Origin of the sequence: Streptomyces sp. NBC_00091 (assembly GCF_026343185.1) — a bacterium.
Taxonomy (GTDB): domain Bacteria; phylum Actinomycetota; class Actinomycetes; order Streptomycetales; family Streptomycetaceae; genus Streptomyces.
In genome coordinates, this window is sequence record NZ_JAPEMA010000001.1 from 2356362 (window position 1) to 2377021 (window position 20660).

Consider the following 20660-nt stretch of genomic DNA (forward strand, 5'->3'; position numbering starts at 1 on the left):
CGTTTGAGGCGCGGGGTCTGGGGCGGAGCCCCAGGGAGCGGGGGCCGGGGCAGCGCGCCCCGGGGAACGGTGGAAGGGTGGGTAGGGGACCCGCTCCGCGCAGCGGCCCCCCACCCCACCCCGCCGGACAGGGCGCCGGGCACGACCCGGCCACGGCAGGGACGGTATCCAGCCACCCCACCGCCGGCCAGGCGAAGGTCACGGCGGCATAACGGGCGGATAACGCCCGATTACGCCCAGGTACAAACCACCCCATCCGCACCGGCCCGTCCGCCATGGTTCACCCGCCGTTCACCAAGCGCGGTCGACCGCTTCACCTGTTCTGCCTAATTTCGGTACTGCACGGTGCGAGCCGATCGGGAAAACACGGCGCCGCACCACACAAGCCCCGTAGTCCTCTTCGCACGCCGCCCCGATACAGAAAGCGGCCGGCGGCCCCTCGGAAGGAACACCCGAACAGTGAAGCTTCAGCGCAAGAACCGGCTTCGTGCCTCCGCCCTCGGGGCTCTCGTCGTGTCCGGCGCCCTGGTCCTCACGGCGTGCGGCTCGGACGACAACACGAAGACCGGCGCCGACGGCACCCCGAAGGCCTCGGCCCCGGCGCCCGGCGACATCAAGTGCGACGGCGCCAAGGGCAAGCTCCTCGCCTCCGGCTCCTCCGCGCAGAAGAACGCGGTCGACCTGTGGGTGAAGAACTACATGGCCGCCTGCTCCGGCGTCGAGGTGAACTACAAGTCCTCCTCCTCCGGTGAGGGCATCGTCGCCTTCAACCAGGGCACCGTCGGCTTCGCCGGCTCGGACTCCGCGCTGAAGCCCGAGCAGGTCGAGGAGTCGAAGAAGATCTGCACCGGCGGCCAGGGCATCAACCTGCCGATGGTCGGCGGCCCCATCGCCCTCGGCTTCAACGTCTCCGGCGTGGACAAGCTGAACCTCGACGCCGCGACCCTCGCCAACATCTTCAACGACAAGATCAAGAAGTGGGACGACGAGGCGATCAAGAAGCTGAACCCGGGCGTCACGCTTCCCTCCACCGCCATCCAGGCCTTCCACCGCTCCGAGGACTCGGGCACCACCGAGAACCTGGGCAAGTACCTCAAGGCCGCCGCCCCTGACGCCTGGTCCTACGAGGCCTCGAAGAAGTGGCCGGCCCCCGGTGGCCAGGCCGCCTCCGGCTCCGCCGGTGTCGCCTCCCAGGTCAAGGCCGTCGACGGCGCGATCGGCTACTTCGAGCTCTCGTACGCGACCTCGCAGAGCATCAAGACGGTCGACGTCAACACCGGCGCCGGCGCCCCGGTCAAGGCCACCCCGGAGAACGCCTCCAAGGCCATCGCCGCCGCGAAGGTCACCGGCACCGGCTCCGACCTGGCCCTGAAGCTCGACTACACGACCAAGGCCGAGGGCGCGTACCCGATCGTCCTGGTCACCTACGAGGTCGTCTGCGACAAGGGCAACAAGGCCGAGACCCTCGCCACCGTGAAGTCCTTCCTCGAGTACACCTCCTCGGACGCGGGCCAGAAGGTCCTCACCGAGAACGGCTACGCGCCGATCCCGGCCGAGATCAACACCAAGGTCCGCGAAGTCGTCAAGTCGCTGTCCTAGTACGACCCTCCCGGCCCGGGCCGATCCTGCGATCGGCCCGGGACCCGGGACCTCCCCCTTCACCCGGGGGGATCCGGTGCACCGCCGCCAGGGGGCCTGCCCCCCACACAGACCGGAAAGACCATGGCTTCCACCACACCCACTCACATAGACACGGCTCCGCCCGTCTCCTCGAGCAGGTCCACCGGCCGCGCCGGTGACAAGATCTTCGCGGGGCTCTCCAAGGGCTCCGGCATCCTGCTCCTGGTGATCATGGCGTCGATCGCCGCCTTCCTCACCTACCGGGCCAGCATCGCCCTGTCGAAGAACGAGGGGAACTTCCTCACCACCTTCGACTGGAACGCCTCGGCCAACCCCCCTGTCTTCGGCATCGCCGTCCTCCTCTTCGGCACCGTCGTCAGCTCGATCATCGCGATGGCCATCGCGGTTCCGATCGCTGTCGGCATCGCCCTGTTCATCTCGCACTACGCGCCGCGCAAGCTGGCCGCGCCCCTCGCCTACGTGGTCGACCTGCTGGCCGCCGTGCCGTCGATCGTCTACGGCATCTGGGGCGCCCTCTTCCTGGTGCCGCAGCTGAACGGGCTGAACCTCTGGCTCGACGAGTACCTCGGCTGGACCTACGTCTTCGAGAAGACCCAGGTCGGCGTCGCCCGCTCGCTCTTCACCGTCGGCATCCTCCTCGCGATCATGATCCTGCCGATCGTGACCAGCGTCAGCCGCGAGGTCTTCCTCCAGGTCCCGCGCATGAACGAGGAGGCCGCCCTGGCCCTCGGCGCGACCCGCTGGGAGGTCATCCGGATGTCGGTGCTGCCCTTCGGACGCTCCGGTGTCATCTCCGCCTCGATGCTCGGCCTCGGCCGCGCGCTCGGCGAGACCATGGCCGTGGCCACCGTCCTCTCCCCGAGCTTCCTGATCTCGCTGCACGTCCTGAACCCGGGTGGCGGCACCTTCGCGCAGAACATCGCCGCGAAGTTCGACGAGGCCAACGAGTTCGGCCGGGACGCGCTGATCGCCTCCGGCCTGGTCCTCTTCCTGCTCACCCTGCTGGTCAACGGCGCGGCCCGGCTGATCATCGCCCGTCGCAAGGACTTCTCGGGGGCGAACGCCTGATGAGCCACGCACTCCAGGACCAGCGCCCCGTCCGGCCGCGCAAGTCCGCCGCCCCCGCCAGCCTGACCCGAGGCGGCCTCCCCCGCTGGGCCCCGGCCGGCACCGCCGTCCTCGCCGCCGTGCTCGGCAGCGTCATCGGCCTGGTCTTCGACCTGCACAGCAAGGTCCAGTGGGGCCTGATCGCGGCCCTGCTGTTCGTCGGGATCACGTACACCTCCAGCGCCGTGGTCGAGAACCGCCGCCAGGCCAAGGACCGTGTCGCGACCTCCGTCGTCTGGGTCTGCTTCATCCTCGCGGTCGTCCCGCTGCTCTCCCTGATGTGGACCACGATCAGCCGCGGCATCAAGGTCCTCGACGGCGGCTTCCTGAGCCACTCCATGAACGGCGTGACCAGCTTCGAGCAGGGCGGCGGCGTCTACCACGCCCTCCTCGGCACGCTGGAGCAGGTCGGCCTCGCCACCCTGATCGCCGCCCCCATCGGTCTGCTGACCGCCGTCTACCTGGTCGAGTACGGCAAGGGCAAGCTCGCCAAGGCCGTCACCTTCTTCGTCGACGTGATGACCGGCATCCCCTCCATCGTCGCGGGTCTGTTCATCCTGACGACCTGGAACCTGATGCTCGGCTTCGGCCCCTCCGGCTTCGCCGGCGCGATGGCCCTGTCGATCCTGATGATGCCGGTCGTGGTCCGCTCCACCGAGGAGATGCTCAAGCTCGTCCCGAACGAGCTGCGCGAGGCCGCCCTGGCCCTCGGTGTGCCGAAGTGGCGCGTGATCCTCAAGGTCGTGCTCCCCACCGCCATCGGCGGCATCTCCACCGGTGTCATGCTGGCCGTGGCCCGCATCGCCGGTGAGACCGCGCCGATCATGCTGCTGGTCTTCGGCTCCCAGCTCATCAACGGCAACCCCTTCGAAGGCGCCCAGTCCTCGCTCCCCCTGTACATCTGGGAGCAGTACAAGGTCGGCAGTGAAGCCTCCTACGACCGGGCATGGGCCGCAGCGCTCGTCCTGATCGCCTTCGTCATGATCCTCAATCTGGTGGCCCGCGGCATCGCCCGCTGGAAGGCCCCGAAGACCGGTCGCTGACGCGACCACTGAAAGCGAAGTGACCCCTCATGGCGAAGCGAATCGACGTCAGCGGACTGTCCGCCTTCTACGGCACCCACAAGGCCATCGACGACATCTCGATGACCGTGGAACCCCGCTCCGTGACGGCCTTCATCGGCCCCTCCGGCTGCGGCAAGTCCACCTTCCTGCGCACCCTGAACCGCATGCACGAGGTCACCCCCGGCGGCCGCGTCGAGGGCAAGGTGCTGCTGGACGACGAGAACCTGTACGGCCCCGGCGTGGACCCGGTCGCGGTCCGCCGCACGGTCGGCATGGTCTTCCAGCGCCCGAACCCCTTCCCCACCATGTCGATCTTCGACAACGTGGCGGCGGGCCTGCGCCTGAACGGCAACTTCCGGAAGTCCGAGCTCACGGACATCGTGGAGAAGTCCCTCCAGGGCGCCAACCTCTGGAACGAGGTCAAGGACCGCCTGGGCAAGCCCGGCTCCGGCCTCTCCGGCGGCCAGCAGCAGCGTCTGTGCATCGCCCGCGCCATCGCGGTCGAGCCGCAGGTCCTGCTGATGGACGAGCCCTGCTCCGCGCTCGACCCGATCTCCACCCTCGCCATCGAGGACCTGATCGGGGAGCTGAAGGAGCGCTTCACGATCGTGATCGTGACCCACAACATGCAGCAGGCGGCCCGCGTCTCCGACCGCACCGCCTTCTTCAACCTCGCCGCCGTCGGCCAGCCGGGCAAGCTGGTCGAGATCGACGACACGGACCGGATCTTCTCCAACCCGTCCGTCCAGGCGACCGAGGACTACATCTCGGGCCGCTTCGGCTAAACCGCCGACACCCGCCTGGACGTCCTGTGGTGCTGCATGGCGGTGCCACCACAGGGCGAAAGAAAAGGGCCGGCTCCCCCTGGGTGGGGGGAGCCGGCCCGCTTTCGTTCTCCCGGCTAGCCGACGGCCAGGTTCACGATCCAGAAGCTGACCGCCGCGACCAGGGCCGCGGCCGGCATGGTGATGAACCAGCCCAGGATGATGTTCTTGGCGACGCCCCAGCGGACCGCGTTCACCCGCTTCGTCGCGCCCACGCCCATGATCGCGGAGGTGATGACGTGGGTGGTGGAGATCGGCGCCTGGTACAGGTAGGACGCGGTGTACATGATCGACGCGCCCGTCGTCTCGGCGGCGAAGCCCTGCGGCGGGTCCAGCTCGATGATCTTGCGGCCCAGGGTGCGCATGATGCGCCAGCCACCCGCGTACGTACCCAGCGAGAGCATCACCGCACACGCGATCTTGACCCACACCGGGATCGGGTCGCCGGAGTCCTGGACGTCGGCGATGACCAGGGCCATCACCACGATGCCCATGGTCTTCTGCGCGTCCTGAAGGCCGTGGCCGAGGGCCATGCCGGCCGCCGAGACGGTCTGGGCGATCCGGAAGCCGCGCTTGGCCTTGTGCGGGTTGGACCTGCGGAAGATCCACATGATCGCGACCATCACCAGGTAGCCCACGACCAGACCGACGAGCGGCGAGAGGAACATCGGGATGACGACCTTCTCCAGCACCCCGTGCCAGATGACGCCGATCCCTCCCGCCAGCGCCGCTCCCACCATGCCTCCGAAGAGCGCGTGCGAGGAGGACGAGGGGAGCCCGAAGTACCAGGTGATCAGGTTCCAGACGATCGCTCCGACCAGCGCGGCGAAGAGGATCCACATCCCCTTGTCACCGTGCGGCGTCTCGATGAGCCCCTTGCTGACCGTCTTGGCCACCCCGCTGCCCAGGAAGGCACCGGCCAGGTTCATCACCGCGGCCATCGCCAGCGCCGCGCGCGGGGTCAGCGCCCGCGTCGAGACCGAGGTGGCGATGGCGTTCGCGGAGTCGTGGAATCCGTTCGTATACGTGAAGCCGAGCGCGACCCCGATGGTCACGACCAGCGCAAAGGTGTCCACGAGGTTCAGGACTCCTTGACCGCGATGGTCTCCACCGTGTTCGCGACGTGCTCGAACGCGTCGGCGGCCTCTTCCAGCACATCGACGATCTGCTTGAGCTTCAGCACCTCAATGGCGTCGTACTTGCCGTTGAAGAGCTGGGCGAGCAGCTTGCGGTGGATCTGGTCGGCCTGGTTCTCGAGGCGGTTGACCTCGATCCAGTACTCGGTCAGGTTGTCCATGGTCCGCAGGTGCGGCATGGCCTCGGCGGTCAGCTCGGCCGCCCGCGCCAGCACCTCGATCTGCTGCTCGACACCCTTGGGCAGCTCCTCCACGTTGTAGAGGACGACCAGGTCGACCGCCTCCTCCATGAAGTCCATGATGTCGTCGAGCGACGAAGCCAGCTTGTAGATGTCCTCGCGGTCGAACGGCGTGATGAAGGAGGAGTTCAGCTGGTGGAAGATCGCATGCGTGGCGTCGTCCCCCGCGTGCTCCGCTGCCCGCATCCGCTCCGCGATCTCGGCCCGGGCGGAAGGATCCGCTCCGAGCAGTTCCATCAGGAGCTTCGAGCCCGTGACGATGTTGTCCGCGGATGCGGCGAACATGTCGTAGAAGCTCGTCTCCCTGGGGGTCAGACGAAATCGCACGTGAGGTCCTCGGGGTGCATTGGATTCGGTCAGGCTGATGCTAGGCGCATCCCCCGGCCACGGCTAACCGGCGGTTCCCCAGTGTCCTCCATCAGGCAGAGTGGGCGGCACGGACCCCTGTCCCCGCGGCCTGGGCGAAGTACCCTATACCCATGAGGGGTATAACCCCTCTTTCCGGACCACGGGAGGACCGATGACGACCATCGAGGCGGAGGGCTCCGGAGCCGTCCACGGCTACCACCACCAGAAGGACGAGCACCTCAAGCGACTGCGCCGGATCGAGGGCCAGATCCGCGGCCTCCAGCGACTCGTCGACGAGGACGTCTACTGCATCGACATACTCACCCAGGTGTCGGCCAGTACGAAGGCCCTCCAGTCCTTCGCCCTCCAGCTGCTGGAGGAGCACCTGCGCCACTGCGTCGCGGACGCGGCCGTCAAGGGCGGCACCGAGATCGACGCGAAGGTGGAAGAGGCCACGAAGGCCATCGCCCGCCTGCTGCGCAGCTGAGGAGCGGTCAACAGCGGTCAACAGGGGTCAACCGCCCGGCCAGGGCAGGGGTCAGGGACAGATGCCCATCAGCACCTCGTCGATCCGGTCCTGGCTCAGCCGGTCCTCGGCGGCCGTCGAGGCCGCGATGATCAGCTCACCGCACAGCTCGATCTCGGCGAGCGCCACGTGGTCCTGCACCGTCATGCCGCCTGCGGGAGTCACGCGTGTCACCTCTCTCTGCCGTCCTCGCCCGTCGGCGCTCGGCCTCCCAGCGTAGGGATCGCGCCTCACGCAGCGCATGACACGGATGGACCATTTCCGGATAGCGGGGCCATGGCCCGGAGGCGCCGCTTCACCCCGCCCGGCCGGCTATTCGGCGATCTTCCCGGCGTAAATGTCCCCGCTTGCGGGCAATACGACGGTCACCGGGGTCCCGAACCCGTACAGCAGCGTGGTCGAGGAGACATCGATCACGCCATTCTTGACGTACGTGAAGCGGTGCCGGACCTTCCGCAGCCGCCCTTCCTCGTCCAGGTAGGCGTCGAAGGGCACGCTGTCCTTGCTGAACCCTTTCGCCGCCGCCTCCAGGGCTCCCTTGATCCCCGGTGAGGCGCTCTGCGCGGCCCGCGCGATGTCCGTCGTACCCCGGTAGTGCCGCACCTTGGTGCCGGCCACCTCGGTCTCGCCCACGTACGTCACCTCCTGCGCGCCCCGCAGCAGCTCGGCCGCGGCCACCGGATCGGTGGCCCCGCCGGTGACGAGGTTCCCGTCGGAGAGGGTGGTCGTGTCGAGCCGGACCCACTTGTCGTCGGGGACGCCGGCGCCCCGGTTCTTCATGTAGAGCGCGCCGGGGACGAGCAGCTCGGTGATCGGCCGGTGCTCGGGCTGCCCCTTCACGTCGGCGGGGAGCATCACCAGCAGCTGGCCCATCCGCTTGCGGAAGTCGACCCCGCCCTCGCCCCGGATGGTCACCCGGGTGCCGCCGGTGGCCATCTCCATCGCCGTACGGGCCTGCGCGCTCCCGGTGGCGGTCAGCGCGTCAGCGGCGCCGCGGACCACCGCGGCCGGGTCGCCCGGTGGCCGGTCGTCGCCGCCCGCGGGGCCGCCGCCGGGCCCGGTTCCCGTTCCGCTGGCCGCTCCGCATCCGCTCAGCGCGGCCACGGCCACGGCCGCGCAGACCGCGAGCACCGCCTCGACCGCACGCCTGCGCCGCCGCCTGTGCTGGTGCACCACCATCGCCTGCCAACCCCCAACGCATGACCGCTGTTTGCCCGAGGCCCCCACCCGCTCCGGTTAACGAGGTCCGGGGTTTCCCGTAACGGGCCGCCGTGTTCCGGGGGCCGTACCGGGCCGGGTCGTACCCGGGTACCGTGGAGGGGTGGATCCGCACACCAAGGCGACCCCGGTCGCTCCGTTTACCGCTGTGCCCCTCCCGCGGGACCGCGTGGAGCACGCGCAGCCATCCACCGGCCACTCCACGAGCACCGCGGAACGCGGCTCCTTCTGCCTGGCCGTCTGCAGCTGCGGCTGGACCGGGCCGGCCCGCCGCTCCCGCGACCTGGCCCGAAGAGACGCCACCCGGCACACCGCCGGCTAGCCCTCACGCCCCTCACGCCTTCGCCCCTTCGCCCGTTCGGACGTCCCGGCTGGCCGGGGGCGGCGGGAGCGGATGCCCTGGTTCCATGCCAGGTACCGCACCCCGTCTCGCGGCCCTCCTCTGGGCCCTGCTGATCGCGCTCACCCCGGCCGCGGCCGCCTGGGCCCGCCCCGTGGGCACGGCGGACGGGCCGGCCGACGTGGCGCTGGCCGTCGGGGTCACCACCGCGGCGGCCGTGGCCACCGGGCTGTGGCTGCGCTCCCGCTACCGCCGCGAGGAGGCCGAGCATCCCGGGCGGGGCGGCGGGGACGGTGATCCGTGACCCCGCGCCTCCGCCCGGCGGCGGTCCGGCTGTGCTTCGGGGCGGCGGGACTGTGCCTGCTGGTGGCGGGGCTGCTCGCGCTCTGGAACGCGTACGCGGGCTGACGCGGCCCGCCTCCCGCCTCAGGCGGCGAGGTCGCTCTCGGCCGGGCGCTGCGCCAGCTCGACCGGGCGGGCCACCACGCGCTCGCGTGCCCGTACGAGACTTCCGGCCCGGGGCATCCGCGCGACGGTCCTGACCAGCGGGGTCAGCGCCGCCATGGCGAGCGGGGCGAGGAGCAGGACGACGGCGGTACCGAGCGCGAACCCCCCGATGACGTCGGTCGGGTAGTGCACGCCCAGGTAGATCCGGCAGAGCCCTTCGGCGAGCGCCAGGCCGATCCCGACGAGGCCGAGCCGGCGGTTGGCCAGGAAGACCCCGACGCCGAGCGCCATCGCGAGGGTGGCGTGGTCGCTGACGAAGGAGAACCCGGCGTTCTGCGCGCCGGAGCCGCCGAGCACCTCCAGGCCCTCGTGCTGGAGGAACGGCCGGGGCCGGGCGACGAATTCGCGCAGCGGTACGTTCACGAGCAGCGCGACGGCGGCGGCGAGGGGGGCCCACACGAGGGCGGCGAAGGATTCGACGGCGGTCGCCTCGTCCTGCCGCCGTGCCCCGCGCCAGCACCAGAGCACGAGCAGGACCATCGCCAGCGGCAGTCCGTACCCGCCGGCGAGTGCCACGGCGTGGTCGAACCAGTCCGGGGCGCGGCGCGCCAGGCCGTTGATCCCGTACAGCAGGCTGACATCCACATTCGGCCCACCGGTTGTGAGTCCAGCCATGCGACGCGGCCCCTTGCTTGCCTAGGTCCCCTGCGGACGCACGGCGGTGTGCGCCCCTTCAACCCCCGTCGATCAACCCCGGTGTTCATGGAACGCCCGTTCTGCCGGGGACGTTCCACTCTCCACCGAATGATCACTCCAACGTTATCGAAGAGTGACCCATCGTCGCAGCTCAGGGCCTGGACCTCACGGAGAGTTGCTAAGCCTTCGGAGTGGCTCCCGCCTGCTCCGGAAGGGCCTCGGCACCATCCTTGGTCACCCGGGTGGCGCCGAAGTAGTCGGGGGTGTCGATCTTGTCGAAGCGGATGACGGCTCCGGTGAACGGGGCGTTGATCATGTAGCCGCCGCCCACGTACATCCCGACGTGCCGGATCTCCCGAGAGTTCGTCAGATCATCGGAGAAGAAGACCAGATCACCGGGGAGCAGTTCGGCCCGCGAGGGATGCGACCCGGCGTTGTACTGGTCGTTCGCCACGCGGGGCAGCTCGATCCCCACGGTCTCGTACGCGGCCTTGGTCAGCCCCGAACAGTCGAAGCGCCCGTCCTGGTCGGGCGTCCCGTTGCCGCCCCACAGGTACGGGGTCCCGAGCTGCTTCTGCGCGAAGTACACGGCCCCGGCGGCCTGCTGCGAGGGCGCGATCCGCCCGACGGGGCGCGCGAAGCTCTTCTCCAGGGCGCGGATGGCCTTCACGTAGCCCTGCGTCTCGCTGATCGGGGGCACGCCCCCGGCCTTGATCACTCGGTAGGGGCCGGCGTTGTAGGCCGCGAGCATGTTGTCGGACCGGTCCCCGGGTACTTTCGCGACGTCCTTGGAGAGTTGGCAGTCGTACGAGGCCGCCGAGGGAATGGCGTCCTTGGGGTCCCAGATGTCCCGGTCGCCGTCGCCGTCACCGTCGATCCCGTACGTGGCCCAGGTCTCCGGGATGAACTGGGCGATGCCCCGCGCGTCGGCGTGGCTCACCACATCGGGCTTCCAGTTGCTCTCGGTGTACAACTGGGCGGCCAGCAGCGCCGGATTCAGTGCGGGACAAAGGTTTCCCCACTTCTCCACCAGCGGCTGGTAGACGGCCGGCACCGCACCCTTGACCAGCCCGACCGCGCCCCCTCTGGCGCCGCCCGCGATGCCCGCCGCCGCCGAGTAGGTGCCCACGACCAGCAGCGCGACGAAGGTCAGGCACACGCCGATGCCGATCCCGCTTGCCATCCAGAACTTGCGCACTCGTCAACACTGCCTCATGCCAGGTCGCCTGACAGTGCATTCGCCAGTCTGTCCGGGCACTATTTCACCGGAAAGCCGGTGCAGTAGATGGTGCTGTACTCCATGACACCCCGGACCCGGTACACGAGCACGGTCCAGTCGCCCGGATCGTTGGCGATCGGGATGCCCGGGAACGTCTTGCGGATTCCCTCGTTGTCCACGAGCTGCGTGGCGAAGTCGTCCGGGTACGTGAGCTCCACGTCGCCGCCGGTGGCCGGGTCCTTGAGGTCGACGGGCTTGCTGGAGTAGCCGATGCCGTGGTTGTAGTCCTTGACGAACTCGAAGGGCTTCTGGGTTCTGTGGTCGATCTCGTGCGGCGGCTTGACGCCGACGGAGATGGCGTAGGGGGCCTTCTCCGTGGCGTACGGCTTCAGGTGGATACGGATCTTGACCTTGCCCGTGAACGCCTTCGCGTCCGGGGTGTCGGCGTCGACCACGGAGCCCACCAGGAACTCCGCCCGCTCCTCCGCGGGCAGGTTGCAGCCCCCGCCGCCCGGATCGCTGCTGCTGGTCCACAGGTCCCGCGACACCTTGATCGGCTCGATGTGGTCGGGCACGGACCCGGCCCCGCTGCCGCCGCCCTGGGAGGAGGGGGAGGGACTCGAGGCCGGCTGCCCGGCCCCGGACGGCCCGGACGGCCCGGACCCGGACGGCCCACCGCCCCCGCCCGGCGTGGTCCGACCGCTCGGCAGAGGGCCGGCCAGGCGCCCTCCGTCGGCCCCCTTCTCCTCGTCGTTGCGCAGCGCCAGGTACCCGCCCGTGGCGAGGCCTCCCGCCACCAGCCCGGCGACGACCGCCAGCGCCCAGCGCGGCGCACGCCCCACACCCGTACCGGCCGACGCCGCGGCCGTCCCCGCGGGCACGTACGTCGGCACGTAGCCGGCGGCGGGCAGCCCCGGCCCGATGGTCGAGGGCAGCCCCGGCACCTGCGCCGCCCCGCCTCCGGCCGCCGTGAGCGCCGCGTACACCGGGTCGTCGACCAGCGCCGCGTCCACCGCGCAGCGCCGGATGATCTCGGCGAGGGCCGGCCGGTCGCCCGGCTCCGTCACCACGCAGGCCTTGATCAGCCCGGCCAGTTCCGGCTCCACGCCCTCGAGGTCTATCTCGCCGTGCACCGCCCGGAAGTTGACCGCCGTCGGCTCCCCCGTGCCGTACGGCGCCCGGCCCGTCGCCGCGTACGCGATCGTCGCGCCCAGGGCGAAGACGTCCGCCGTGGCCTCCGCCTCGCCGCGCAGCAGCACCTCGGGGGCCGTGTAGCCGGGGGTGCCCGGGGCCGCGCCGGCCTGCGTCAGAGCCGTCTCGGCGACGCCCTTGGCTATGCCGAAGTCGATGAGCTGCGGTCCCTGTGCGCCCAGGATGACGTTCTGCGGCTTGAGGTCCCGGTGCGTGACCCCGTACGCGTGCACGCTCGCCAGGCCCTCCGCCAGCGCGGCGAACAGCCTGCGGCAGGAGGCGGCGGGCAGGGCGCCGAACTCGCGCACCGCGTGGCTGAGCGTCGGGCCGGCCACGTACTCGGTGGCCAGCCAGTACGGCGGAGCCGCCAGCGCCGCGTCGATCAGGTTCGCGGTGTACGCGGACCGCACCGCGCGGACCGTCTCGGCCTCCCGGCGGAAGCGCGCGAGGGCCTCGGGATGTTCGGTGATCTCTTCCTTGATCACCTTGATGGCCACCAGACGGCCGCCCGGCGACCGGCCGAGATACACCTGGCCCATCCCCCCGGCCCCCAGCCGGGCCAGCAGCGTCTGTGCGCCGATGTGGGCGGGGTCGGTGTTTCTCAGGGCCTCCATTCGCACGAGGGTGCCATACCGACTTCCCTGGCGGAAAAGGGGGTTGGCCTCACCTCGGGGCGACGAACAGGCTCTGCGCGCCGCGTCCGATCGGCCCCTTCTCGTCGTGCAGCCGGGCGTCGGCGAGGCCGATCCCGGCCGCGTCCACGCTCGTACGGGACTCCACGCACACCCACTCCCCCACCGGGTGGCGGTGCAGGTGGACGGTGAGGTCCCCGTTGACGAAGACGAACCGGCCGAAGTCCATCACCGCGCTGATCCCGTTGCCCGAGTCGGCGGCGACCAGCACCCGGTCCAGCGGCCGGATCTCCTCACCCGCCACGAGCGGCACCCGCATCCGCATCCAGCAGGTACCCGGGCCCGGCTGCGTGAAGGCCCCCTCCGTGAAGCGGGCCTCCACCGAGGAGTGGTAGCCCGTCTCCCACGGCACGGGGAAGAACGGCGTCACCCCCACCTCCCCCGGCGGCGGCACGACCGCCCCCGGAACCACCGCCGGCACCGGCTCCCCGGCCACCCGGATCCGCAGCGCCCGCGCCAGCATCACCGGCGCCGCCCCGCCCGCCGGGGCCAGGGCTGCCTCGACCACCTCCGTACCGCGCCCGGCGCGCAGCACCGAGGTGGTCACCTCCAGCTCGCCGATCGGCACCGGGCGCAGGATCTCGTACGTGATCCGCGCGATCCGCATGTCCGCCCGCGCCCCCGGCCGCTCCTCGACCGCCCGCCCCAGCAGCGCGGCCGGCGGCCCGGCGTGCTGCGACCCCGGGTCCCACGGCCCGCGCGTCGCCTCGGTCGCCAGGAAGCGGCCCGCGCCGAGCCGCTCGTAGAACCCGTCCTCAGCATCCATGCCGCCGCACGCTACCGACAGGTAACCCCGGGCACCAGCCCCCGCGGCCGGCTCAGCGGGCGAAGCCGAGCCCCACCCCCAGCCCCACCAGCACCGAGCCGATCGCCCGGTTCAGCGCCTTCTGCGCCTTCAGCATCCGCTCGCGCAGCCGGGAGTTGGAGAAGAACAGCGCCACCGCCCCGAACCACACCAGGTGCGCCGCCGACATGAACAGCCCGTACCCCACCTGCTGCCACGCCGAGGTGTCCGGGTTGACCACCTGCGTGAAGGTGGACACCACGAACAGCGTGGTCTTCGGATTCAGCACATTGGTCAAGAACCCCGACCGCAGCGCGCCGAGCCGGGTCAGCTGCGGCTTCGACTCCAGGTCCACGGTCAGCTCGGCCCGCGCCCGGAAGGTACGGATCCCGATCCACACCAGGTACGCCGCACCCGCCAGCTTGATCGCCGTGAACAGGGCGGTCGACGAGGCGATCAGCAACCCGACCCCGAGCATCGTGTACGAGACGTGCACCAGCACGCCGGCCGCGACCCCCGCCGCCCCGAACAGCCCCGTGGGCCGTCCGTAGAGATAACTGTTCCTGACCACCATGGCGAAGTCCGCGCCCGGACTGATCACGGCGAGGAGGGTGATGACGGCAACTGCGATCACTTCTGTCATGTACGTGATGCTCGCCTCCCCCTCCTCACGGATCAACCCCGTTCTCCGGTGACAATGGAGGGGTGTCCACCACCGCCCTGCCCCTCCTCCAGGCCGACTGCGCGAACTGCTTCGCCCTGTGCTGCGTCGCCCTGCCCTTCGCGAAATCGGCCGACTTCGCCGCGAACAAGTCCGCCGGCACCCCCTGCAAGAACCTCCGGCAGGACTTCCGCTGCGGCATCCACACCCGGCTGCGCGACAAGGGCTTCCAGGGCTGCACCGTCTTCGACTGCTTCGGCGCGGGCCAGCAGATCTCCCAGGTCACCTTCGGCGGCCGGGACTGGCGCGCCCACCCCGAGACCCGGGAGGCGATGTTCAAGGCCTTCCCCGTGATGCGGCAGCTGCACGAGCTGCTCTTCTACGTCGCCGAGGCGCTCACCCTCCCGGCGGCCGCCCCGGTCCACCCGGCCCTGCGCACGGCCCTCGCCAAGACCGAGGCCCTGACCCGCGCCGACGCCGACACCCTCACCGCCCTCGACGTCGGCGCCCTGCGCCAGGAGATCAACACCCTGCTCCTGAAGACCAGCGAGCTGGTCCGCGCCAAGGCCCCCGGCCGCAAGAAGAACCACCGCGGCGCCGACCTCATGGGCGCCCGCCTCTCCGGGGCCGACCTGCGCGGGGCCAACCTCCGCGGCGCCTACCTGATCGCCGCCGACCTCAGCCGCGCCGACCTGCGCGGAGCCGACCTGATCGGCGCGGACTTCCGCGACACCGACCTGCGCGGCGCCGACCTCCGCGACACCCTCTTCCTCACCCAGCCCCAGCTGAATGCCGCCCAGGGCGCCCCCACCACCCGCATCCCCCCGCACCTCACCCACCCCTCCCACTGGCAGGGCTCGGGCTCCTAGTACCGGTCCAGTACGTGCGCGTGCGGCAACGGCAGCCCCGGGGTACCGCCCCCGGGGAACCAGCGGCCGTACAGCCCCTCGTACCCCTCCGGCACCACCAGCCCCTGCACCACCGCGTCCCCCACCGACCAGTGCCCCAGCAGCAGCCGTACGAGCATCCCGTCGTCCGGCACCAGCACCCCCCGCGCCAGCTCCCCGACCGCCGCGCCCTCGTACGGGTACCCCTGCGCCCGCCGCCGCAGCTCCGGCTCCAGCTCCCGCACCAGCGCCTCCCGCCGCAGGATCCGCGCCATCATCCCGCCGCCCACCGGGAACCGCTGCCGGTACGCGCACCCCCACCCGCGCGCCACCCGCCCCACCAGGCTGTCGGCCGGCTCCCGGACCGTGAAGGAGGACAGCCGCAGCTCCCAGCACCGCGCCGCCAGCTCCACCAGCAGCCGCCGCACCCCGGCCGCCTCCCACGCCCCCATCTCGTGGACCACCAGCGTCCGCACGCTGTCCCCGAAGGACCGCCCGCGCAGCAGCGCGTACCCGGCCACCCCCCGGTCCGTCCCGCCCGCCCCGCCCGCGCCCTCCAGCACCAGCAGCTCCGACCCCGGCTTCCACATCCCCTGCGGCACCCGCCGGTCCCAGTCCGCGTCCCGGACCCGGCTCCAGGGCCGCTCGGCGTGCGCGGAGTTGAAGATCCGCACCACCTCCGGCAGATCGGCCGCCGAGCCCTCCCGTACGCGGTACTCCCCGCCCGACGACCCGCCCGCCGACCCGCCCTCCGACCCGGCGGCCCGCTCGACCGCCCGTACGGGCACCACCAACTCCCCGTCCCCCAGCGCGGTCACGAACCCCCGCTGCTCGTACGCCCCCTCGATGGCCTCCGACACGAAACCGACCGCCACCCGCCCCCGCATCCCCCCGACCGCCGCGCCCAGCAGCTCCCGCATGTACCCCTCGCGCCGGCAGTCGGGCCGGGTCTCCACCCCGCCGATCCCCTCCGCGGCCACGGCCACCGCCCCGAACCGCTGCCGGAAGGACACCACTTCGAGCGCGCACACCGGCTCCGGATCGCCCTCCCGCCGCATCCGGCAGTGCCGCACTCCGCCGACGACGAGCTCCTCGTACGCGAGGCTCCGCTGATTCATGCGCGCCAGTGTGAGCGCCCCACCGCGGCGCCCGCCAGAGAGGAGAAGGGACCCGCCCCGGCGCCCGCCGGCCACCCATGCGCCCCTCACGCCTCCGTACGCTCCCCCGCTGCCCCGGCCTCCCCCGATTAGCCCGAACGGCCGCCCCTCACACGGCCCCGCGCACGCCGGGCCGACAATCATTGCCCGGGGTCACCCCCCGTGATACACAGAGTGACCAGGTCAGGGTGCGCATACGGGGCGCGGACCGGGAGATCGGGTAAAGAGAGCGGCCAAGTCGACGACGGCGCCGGTTTCATCAGCGAAGATAGTGCGTGACCCCTGCCGTCGGGCACGGGCTACCGGAACTACCCATACAGGGGCGGTGAGTTACATGATCCTGGCAGCCGAAAAGGGCGACATCACCACCATCATCGGCGGAATCGCCCCGAACTGGGGGCCGTTCGGCAGTCTCGGCAACGAAGCGAAGGTCATGATCGAGGTGGTCATGGCCGTCGCGATCCTCCTCTGCCTCGGCATCGCCATCTGGGGCGCGGCCAAGCAGCGCATCGGCGCGACCGCCCTGCGCGACACCTTCAGCGCGGAACAGGGCAAGGGCCTGATCGTGGCCGGCCTCACCGGAGTCTTCATCATCGGCTCCCTCGGCACGCTCTTCACGATCGTCTACGGGATGGCCGTCTAGCCGGACCACCGCGACCGGCCGCACCCTGATGACGAATCACCACACCGCGCCTGAGCGGGAAAGAGCGCTACCGTCGTACGACGCGGAGGGGGCGGACACGCAATGAGCAACGACGACCAGTACGGCGGCGGCAGCGGCCACGCCGAGGTCGGCGGCACGGGCCAGACCCGCACCCGCCTCCCGGACTCCCCCTCCGACCCCTACGGCGCCCCCCGCCGCACCTCCCGCTCCTCCCGCGGCCTGATCACGGTGGTCGGAGTGGTGGTCCTGCTCATCGCCGCCATCGCGTTCGCGAACCAGTCCCAGGACTCCCCGCAGGACCCGCCCTCCGACAAGCCCCCGGCCGCCGACGCCACCGCCCCCACCGGCACCGCCCCGGTGACCGGGAAGGCGGCCGGCATCCCCCGCGGCTTCGCCCACGACGAACAGGGCGCCCAGTCCGCCGCCGCCAACTACGCGGTGGCCCTTGGTTCTGACGCGATGTTCAACAAGAACACCCGACACGCCCTCGTGGACGGAATCTACGCACCCCAGGCAGCAGCAGCCCTGAAGGGTCCTCAGGACGCGGCGTACAGCCCTGCCTTCCTCGCCAGGCTCGGACTCGACGCGAACGGCGCACCGCCCCAGGGCAGCACCTTCGTGACCCGCACCGTCCCGATCGGCACCCGCGTCGAGGGCTACACGCCCACCTCCGCGAAGATCGCGGTCTGGTACACCGGCATGATCGGGATGTCCGGCGAGAAGTCCACGGATCCCGTCCGTACCACCTGGAAGACCTGGACCTTCGAACTGAGCTGGGTGGCCGACGACTGGAAGGTCGTCGATGACACACAGCAGGACGGACCAGCCCCGGTTCCCGGCGATGTCCCCGTCTCAACGTCTGACGATATGAGCAAGGCCATCAAGGAGTTCGGAGGGTTCACCTATGCCCGCTAGCTTCCCGCACAAGCTGGGCGTGATCGCTTCCGTCCACCTCGCCCTCGTCGCCCTGGCCACACGTGCCTACGCCGCACCGACCCCCTCGCCCACTCCCTCCGGCACGCCCACGGGCACCACAGCCCCCACCGGTACGCCCAGCCCTCAGGCGAGCAACGACCCGTGCGCCCTGCTGGACGGTCCCTCCAAGCAGTACTGCGAAGCGGACAGGGGAACCGGCAGGGGAACGGGGGCGGGGCTGGCCCCCAGTGATGGCGCGGGCGACGCCATCAACCCCCTCGCCTCCCTCGCCAAGGGCTGCGCCGACGCCGCCGCCTGGATCGTCGGCAAGCTCAGCGAAGCGGTCAAGAGCACGGCCAACGTCGACTTCACCAACCCCGCGTTCCTCCAGCAGTACGCCGTCGTCTTCGCCGCCTCCACGGTCCTGACCCTCGTCCTGTGGCTGCTCGCCGTGGCCAAGCGCGCCATCCGCGGCGTGCCCCTGACCACCGCCCTCTCCGAGGCCATCGGCTTCCTCTGGCTGACCGTCCTGGCCTCCGCCTTCACCCCGCTGATCCTCTACACCGTCGTCTCCGCCACCGACGGCATCACCGAGGTCATCGCCTCCGCCACCGGCAGCCAGACCGACGTCTTCTTCGGCTCCTTCTCCGAGGCCCTCAAGAAGGGCGAGGACATCGGCGGCGGCCCGATCATGCTGATCGTCGTCGCCCTCGTCACCGTCCTCGCCGCCGGAGTGCTCTGGCTGGAGCTCGTCATCCGCGCCGCCCTGCTCTACGTCGGCGCCCTCCTCGGCACCGTCGTCTACGCCGGACTCGTCGACCGCAACATGTGGGGCCACGTCCGCCGCTGGGCCGGCATCATGATCGCCGTCATCCTCGTGAAGCCGGTCATCGTCATCGTCCTCGGCCTCGCCGGAGCCCTCGCCGGCGACAAGGGCCCCGACGCCTTCTCCGCCGTCGTCTCCGGCCTCGCCATCATCCTCCTGGCGATCTTCGCCTCCGCGATGATCTACCGCTTCGTCCCCGGCTTCGGCGACGAGATCGCCTCCGCCCGCAACAACCGCTCCAAGGCCACCGACGGCGCCCAGGCCGCCGCCGTCATCAGCTCCCCGGCCTCCCTCGTCTCCCAGGGCATCAAAACCCACAGCAGCCGCGGCGGCTCCCACCGCGCCTCCGGCGGCTCCACCGGCGGCGACGCCAACCAGATCTCCGGAGGCATGGCCGCCCACAGCAGCCGCTCCGGCAGCGGGTCCGGCGGCGGAACTGTCCCCTCCGCCGCACCCCCGCCCCGCACTGGCTCGAGTACGAGGAACACAGGAGGTGACGGGCGTTGACGACCCAGTCCCACCAGCTCCACCCGGTCGCGCCCCGCCGCACGTATCTCATCGGCCGGGCCCGGCCGAACGCGATCGTCGGCAAGAACCGCGAAACCGGCGAGATCGCACTGATCATCGTCGGCGCCTTCTTCGGCATGATGAGCGGACTGCTCGTCCCCGACCTCACCCTGCGCATCGTGAGCCTCGCAGGCTTCCCACTGCTCGCCCTCGCCGCCGTGTACGTCCCCTACAAGGGCCGCACCTTCTACCGGTGGTTCGAGATCAGCCGCAGCTACAAGCGCACCCTGCGGCGCGGTACGACGTACCGCTCACCGGCCATGGAATCCGGCACCCGCGCCGCCGACGGCCGCGAGGTCGAAGTCGGCCCGCCCCCCGGCATCGGCCGCATCAACTGGCTCGCCGCCCCCTTCGGCCCCGACGAGATCGCCGTCCTCCTGCACGCCGACCGCAGAACCGTCACGGCCGCCATCGAGATCGAGGGCCCCGGCGTCGGCCTGCGCGACAGCGAGGACCAGGAAGCCCTCGTCGACCGCTTCGGCACCCTCCTCAAGCACGTCGCCAACGGCGACGGCTTCGTCACCCGCCTCCAGATGCTCGCCCGCACCCTCCCCGCCGACCCCGACGCCCACGCCAAGGACGTCGCCCAGCGCGGAGACCTGCACGCCCCGACCTGGCTGCGCGACTCCTACGACCAGCTCCAGTCGATGGTCTCCACCTCCTCCGAGCAGCACCGCGCGTACCTCGTCGCCTGCATGCACTACACCCGCGAGCTCGCCGCCGAAGCCGTCACCATCGCCCGCGCCGGCACCCCCCACAAGGGCCGCAAGCTCGACCGCGACGCCGGCCTCGCCATCGTCATGGCCCGCGAGCTCACCGACATCTGCGCCCGCCTCGCCGAAGCCGACATCCGCGTACGCCAGCCCCTCGGCCAGGGACGCCTGTCCTCCCTCGTGCACTCCATGTACGATCCGGACCACCCCATCGACCACATCCAGGCCATGACCAAGCGCAACGCCTGGCCCGCCGAGCTCGACGCCGTGGAGCCCACCTACCTCCAGGCCAAGACCCGCGAGTCCTCCACCCGCGCCCCCTGGTGCCACGCCACCGCCTGGGTGAAGGAATGGCCGATGACCCCGGTCGGCGTCAACTTCCTCGCCCCCCTCCTCGTCCACACCCCGGACGTCATCCGCACCGTCGCCGTCACCATGGACCTCGAACCCACCGAGATCGCCATCGAGCGCATGCTCACCGAGAAGACCAACGACGAGGCCGACGCCTCCCGCGCCGCCAAGATGAACCGCACCGTCGACCCCCGCGACATCGCCGCCCACGGCCGGCTCGACCAGAGGGGTGAAGATCTCGCCAGCGGCGCTGCCGGAGTCAACCTCGTCGGGTACATCACGGTGTCCTCGCGTTCACCCGAAGCCCTCGCCCGCGACAAGCGCACCATCCGCGCCTCCGCCGGCAAGTCCTACCTGAAGCTCGAATGGTGCGACCGCGAGCACCACCGCGCCTTCGTCAACACCTTGCCGTTCGCCACCGGCATCCGACGCTAGCTGGAGGGAAGT

The 20660-nt window shown here is 70.9% G+C and carries 22 protein-coding genes; 12 read left to right on the top strand and 10 right to left on the bottom strand.

Translation table 11 applies throughout. The features are described 5' to 3' along the window. The first annotated feature begins 459 nt into the window (after positions 1-459). The 4 genes from pstS to pstB all read left to right on the top strand — a co-directional run bounded on the left by pstS (position 460) and on the right by pstB (position 4597). Positions 460-1599, top strand: a complete 1140-nt coding sequence (gene pstS, locus OOK34_RS10710; protein ID WP_267033637.1) for a phosphate ABC transporter substrate-binding protein PstS — start codon at positions 460-462, stop codon at positions 1597-1599. A gap of 123 nt (positions 1600-1722) precedes the next feature. Further along, a complete protein-coding gene (gene pstC / locus OOK34_RS10715; protein WP_267033638.1) occupies positions 1723-2709 on the top strand; it encodes a phosphate ABC transporter permease subunit PstC in 987 nt (328 codons plus the stop codon). Continuing rightward, entirely contained in the window at positions 2709-3791 is a 1083-nt protein-coding gene (gene pstA, locus OOK34_RS10720; RefSeq protein ID WP_267033639.1) for a phosphate ABC transporter permease PstA, read from the top strand. The genes pstC and pstA overlap by 1 nt, the downstream gene beginning before the upstream one ends. 29 nt (positions 3792-3820) lie before the next feature. Continuing rightward, the gene (gene pstB / locus OOK34_RS10725) at positions 3821-4597 is read left to right on the top strand and encodes a phosphate ABC transporter ATP-binding protein PstB (RefSeq protein ID WP_267033640.1); all 777 of its coding nucleotides are present in this window, start codon (positions 3821-3823) and stop codon (positions 4595-4597) included. Between the two features lie 116 nt (positions 4598-4713). On the opposite strand, the gene OOK34_RS10730 is transcribed toward pstB, so the two are convergent. Then, entirely contained in the window at positions 4714-5712 is a 999-nt protein-coding gene (locus tag OOK34_RS10730) for an inorganic phosphate transporter (RefSeq protein ID WP_267033641.1), read from the bottom strand. Between the two features lie 5 nt (positions 5713-5717). Continuing rightward, positions 5718-6338 carry a DUF47 domain-containing protein gene (locus OOK34_RS10735; RefSeq protein ID WP_267033642.1) on the bottom strand — a complete coding sequence of 207 codons (621 nt, stop codon included), beginning with the start codon at positions 6336-6338 and terminating at the stop codon, positions 5718-5720. 193 nt (positions 6339-6531) lie between these two features. On the opposite strand from OOK34_RS10735, the gene OOK34_RS10740 reads away from it, so the two are divergent. Further along, complete coding sequence (locus tag OOK34_RS10740) at positions 6532-6846, top strand: metal-sensitive transcriptional regulator (protein ID WP_042801353.1); 315 nt, start codon at positions 6532-6534, stop codon at positions 6844-6846. 51 nt (positions 6847-6897) lie between these two features. On the opposite strand, the gene OOK34_RS10745 is transcribed toward OOK34_RS10740, so the two are convergent. Both OOK34_RS10745 and OOK34_RS10750 read right to left on the bottom strand, forming a co-directional pair. Continuing rightward, positions 6898-7050 carry a hypothetical protein gene (locus OOK34_RS10745; RefSeq protein WP_267033643.1) on the bottom strand — a complete coding sequence of 51 codons (153 nt, stop codon included), beginning with the start codon at positions 7048-7050 and terminating at the stop codon, positions 6898-6900. Between the two features lie 147 nt (positions 7051-7197). Further along, positions 7198-8016 (bottom strand): hypothetical protein, encoded by an 819-nt coding sequence (locus OOK34_RS10750; protein WP_267036696.1) that lies wholly within the window; start codon positions 8014-8016, stop codon positions 7198-7200. A 235-nt stretch (positions 8017-8251) separates the two neighbouring features. On the opposite strand from OOK34_RS10750, the gene OOK34_RS10755 reads away from it, so the two are divergent. Both OOK34_RS10755 and OOK34_RS10760 read left to right on the top strand, forming a co-directional pair. Beyond that, a complete protein-coding gene (locus OOK34_RS10755) occupies positions 8252-8425 on the top strand; it encodes a hypothetical protein (protein WP_267033644.1) in 174 nt (57 codons plus the stop codon). Positions 8426-8510: 85 nt separating this feature from the next. Next, the gene (locus OOK34_RS10760) at positions 8511-8747 is read left to right on the top strand and encodes a hypothetical protein (protein WP_267033645.1); all 237 of its coding nucleotides are present in this window, start codon (positions 8511-8513) and stop codon (positions 8745-8747) included. A 122-nt stretch (positions 8748-8869) separates the two neighbouring features. Here the strand turns inward: OOK34_RS10760 and OOK34_RS10765 are convergent, their stop codons facing one another. The 5 genes from OOK34_RS10765 to OOK34_RS10785 form a co-directional block, all read right to left on the bottom strand. Beyond that, positions 8870-9565, bottom strand: a complete 696-nt coding sequence (locus OOK34_RS10765; protein WP_267033646.1) for a phosphatase PAP2 family protein — start codon at positions 9563-9565, stop codon at positions 8870-8872. Between the two features lie 199 nt (positions 9566-9764). Beyond that, positions 9765-10769, bottom strand: a complete 1005-nt coding sequence (locus OOK34_RS10770) for a bifunctional lytic transglycosylase/C40 family peptidase (RefSeq protein ID WP_267036697.1) — start codon at positions 10767-10769, stop codon at positions 9765-9767. A gap of 74 nt (positions 10770-10843) precedes the next feature. Further along, complete coding sequence (locus tag OOK34_RS10775; protein WP_267033647.1) at positions 10844-12610, bottom strand: serine/threonine-protein kinase; 1767 nt, start codon at positions 12608-12610, stop codon at positions 10844-10846. 49 nt (positions 12611-12659) lie between these two features. Next, on the bottom strand, positions 12660-13454 hold the full coding sequence (locus OOK34_RS10780) for a thioesterase family protein (RefSeq protein ID WP_267033648.1): 795 nt from the start codon (positions 13452-13454) through the stop codon (positions 12660-12662). 52 nt (positions 13455-13506) lie between these two features. Next, a complete protein-coding gene (locus OOK34_RS10785; RefSeq protein ID WP_267033649.1) occupies positions 13507-14115 on the bottom strand; it encodes a LysE family transporter in 609 nt (202 codons plus the stop codon). A gap of 62 nt (positions 14116-14177) precedes the next feature. Here OOK34_RS10785 and OOK34_RS10790 point away from each other — a divergent pair, with 62 nt between their 5' ends. Next, entirely contained in the window at positions 14178-15002 is an 825-nt protein-coding gene (locus tag OOK34_RS10790) for a pentapeptide repeat-containing protein (RefSeq protein ID WP_267033650.1), read from the top strand. Here OOK34_RS10790 and OOK34_RS10795 read toward each other — a convergent pair. Further along, complete coding sequence (locus tag OOK34_RS10795; RefSeq protein WP_267033651.1) at positions 14999-16138, bottom strand: GNAT family N-acetyltransferase; 1140 nt, start codon at positions 16136-16138, stop codon at positions 14999-15001. The genes OOK34_RS10790 and OOK34_RS10795 overlap by 4 nt on opposite strands. Positions 16139-16511: 373 nt before the next feature. Here OOK34_RS10795 and OOK34_RS10800 point away from each other — a divergent pair, with 373 nt between their 5' ends. The 4 genes from OOK34_RS10800 (at position 16512) to OOK34_RS10815 (ending at position 20648) form a co-directional block, all read left to right on the top strand. Further along, complete coding sequence (locus OOK34_RS10800) at positions 16512-16820, top strand: hypothetical protein (protein WP_008742356.1); 309 nt, start codon at positions 16512-16514, stop codon at positions 16818-16820. Between the two features lie 102 nt (positions 16821-16922). Continuing rightward, positions 16923-17756: a hypothetical protein gene (locus tag OOK34_RS10805; protein ID WP_267033652.1), complete on the top strand. Its 834-nt coding sequence runs from the start codon at positions 16923-16925 to the stop codon at positions 17754-17756. Then, positions 17746-19089 carry a hypothetical protein gene (locus tag OOK34_RS10810; protein WP_267033653.1) on the top strand — a complete coding sequence of 448 codons (1344 nt, stop codon included), beginning with the start codon at positions 17746-17748 and terminating at the stop codon, positions 19087-19089. The genes OOK34_RS10805 and OOK34_RS10810 overlap by 11 nt, the downstream gene beginning before the upstream one ends. Next, a complete protein-coding gene (locus OOK34_RS10815; protein WP_267033654.1) occupies positions 19086-20648 on the top strand; it encodes an SCO6880 family protein in 1563 nt (520 codons plus the stop codon). The genes OOK34_RS10810 and OOK34_RS10815 overlap by 4 nt, the downstream gene beginning before the upstream one ends. The last annotated feature ends 12 nt before the right edge of the window (positions 20649-20660 follow it).

Coding starts and splice junctions, on each gene's coding strand:
- pstC (WP_267033638.1), top strand. CDS start 1,723: ATGGCTTCCACCACACCCACTCACATAGACACGGCTCCGCCCGTCTCC.
- pstA (WP_267033639.1), top strand. CDS start 2,709: ATGAGCCACGCACTCCAGGACCAGCGCCCCGTCCGGCCGCGCAAGTCC.
- pstB (WP_267033640.1), top strand. CDS start 3,821: ATGGCGAAGCGAATCGACGTCAGCGGACTGTCCGCCTTCTACGGCACC.
- OOK34_RS10740 (WP_042801353.1), top strand. CDS start 6,532: ATGACGACCATCGAGGCGGAGGGCTCCGGAGCCGTCCACGGCTACCAC.
- OOK34_RS10760 (WP_267033645.1), top strand. CDS start 8,511: ATGCCAGGTACCGCACCCCGTCTCGCGGCCCTCCTCTGGGCCCTGCTG.
- OOK34_RS10765 (WP_267033646.1), bottom strand. CDS start 9,565: ATGGCTGGACTCACAACCGGTGGGCCGAATGTGGATGTCAGCCTGCTG.
- OOK34_RS10770 (WP_267036697.1), bottom strand. CDS start 10,769: ATGGCAAGCGGGATCGGCATCGGCGTGTGCCTGACCTTCGTCGCGCTG.
- OOK34_RS10775 (WP_267033647.1), bottom strand. CDS start 12,610: ATGGAGGCCCTGAGAAACACCGACCCCGCCCACATCGGCGCACAGACG.
- OOK34_RS10780 (WP_267033648.1), bottom strand. CDS start 13,454: ATGGATGCTGAGGACGGGTTCTACGAGCGGCTCGGCGCGGGCCGCTTC.
- OOK34_RS10785 (WP_267033649.1), bottom strand. CDS start 14,115: ATGACAGAAGTGATCGCAGTTGCCGTCATCACCCTCCTCGCCGTGATC.
- OOK34_RS10795 (WP_267033651.1), bottom strand. CDS start 16,138: ATGAATCAGCGGAGCCTCGCGTACGAGGAGCTCGTCGTCGGCGGAGTG.
- OOK34_RS10800 (WP_008742356.1), top strand. CDS start 16,512: ATGATCCTGGCAGCCGAAAAGGGCGACATCACCACCATCATCGGCGGA.
- OOK34_RS10805 (WP_267033652.1), top strand. CDS start 16,923: ATGAGCAACGACGACCAGTACGGCGGCGGCAGCGGCCACGCCGAGGTC.
- OOK34_RS10810 (WP_267033653.1), top strand. CDS start 17,746: ATGCCCGCTAGCTTCCCGCACAAGCTGGGCGTGATCGCTTCCGTCCAC.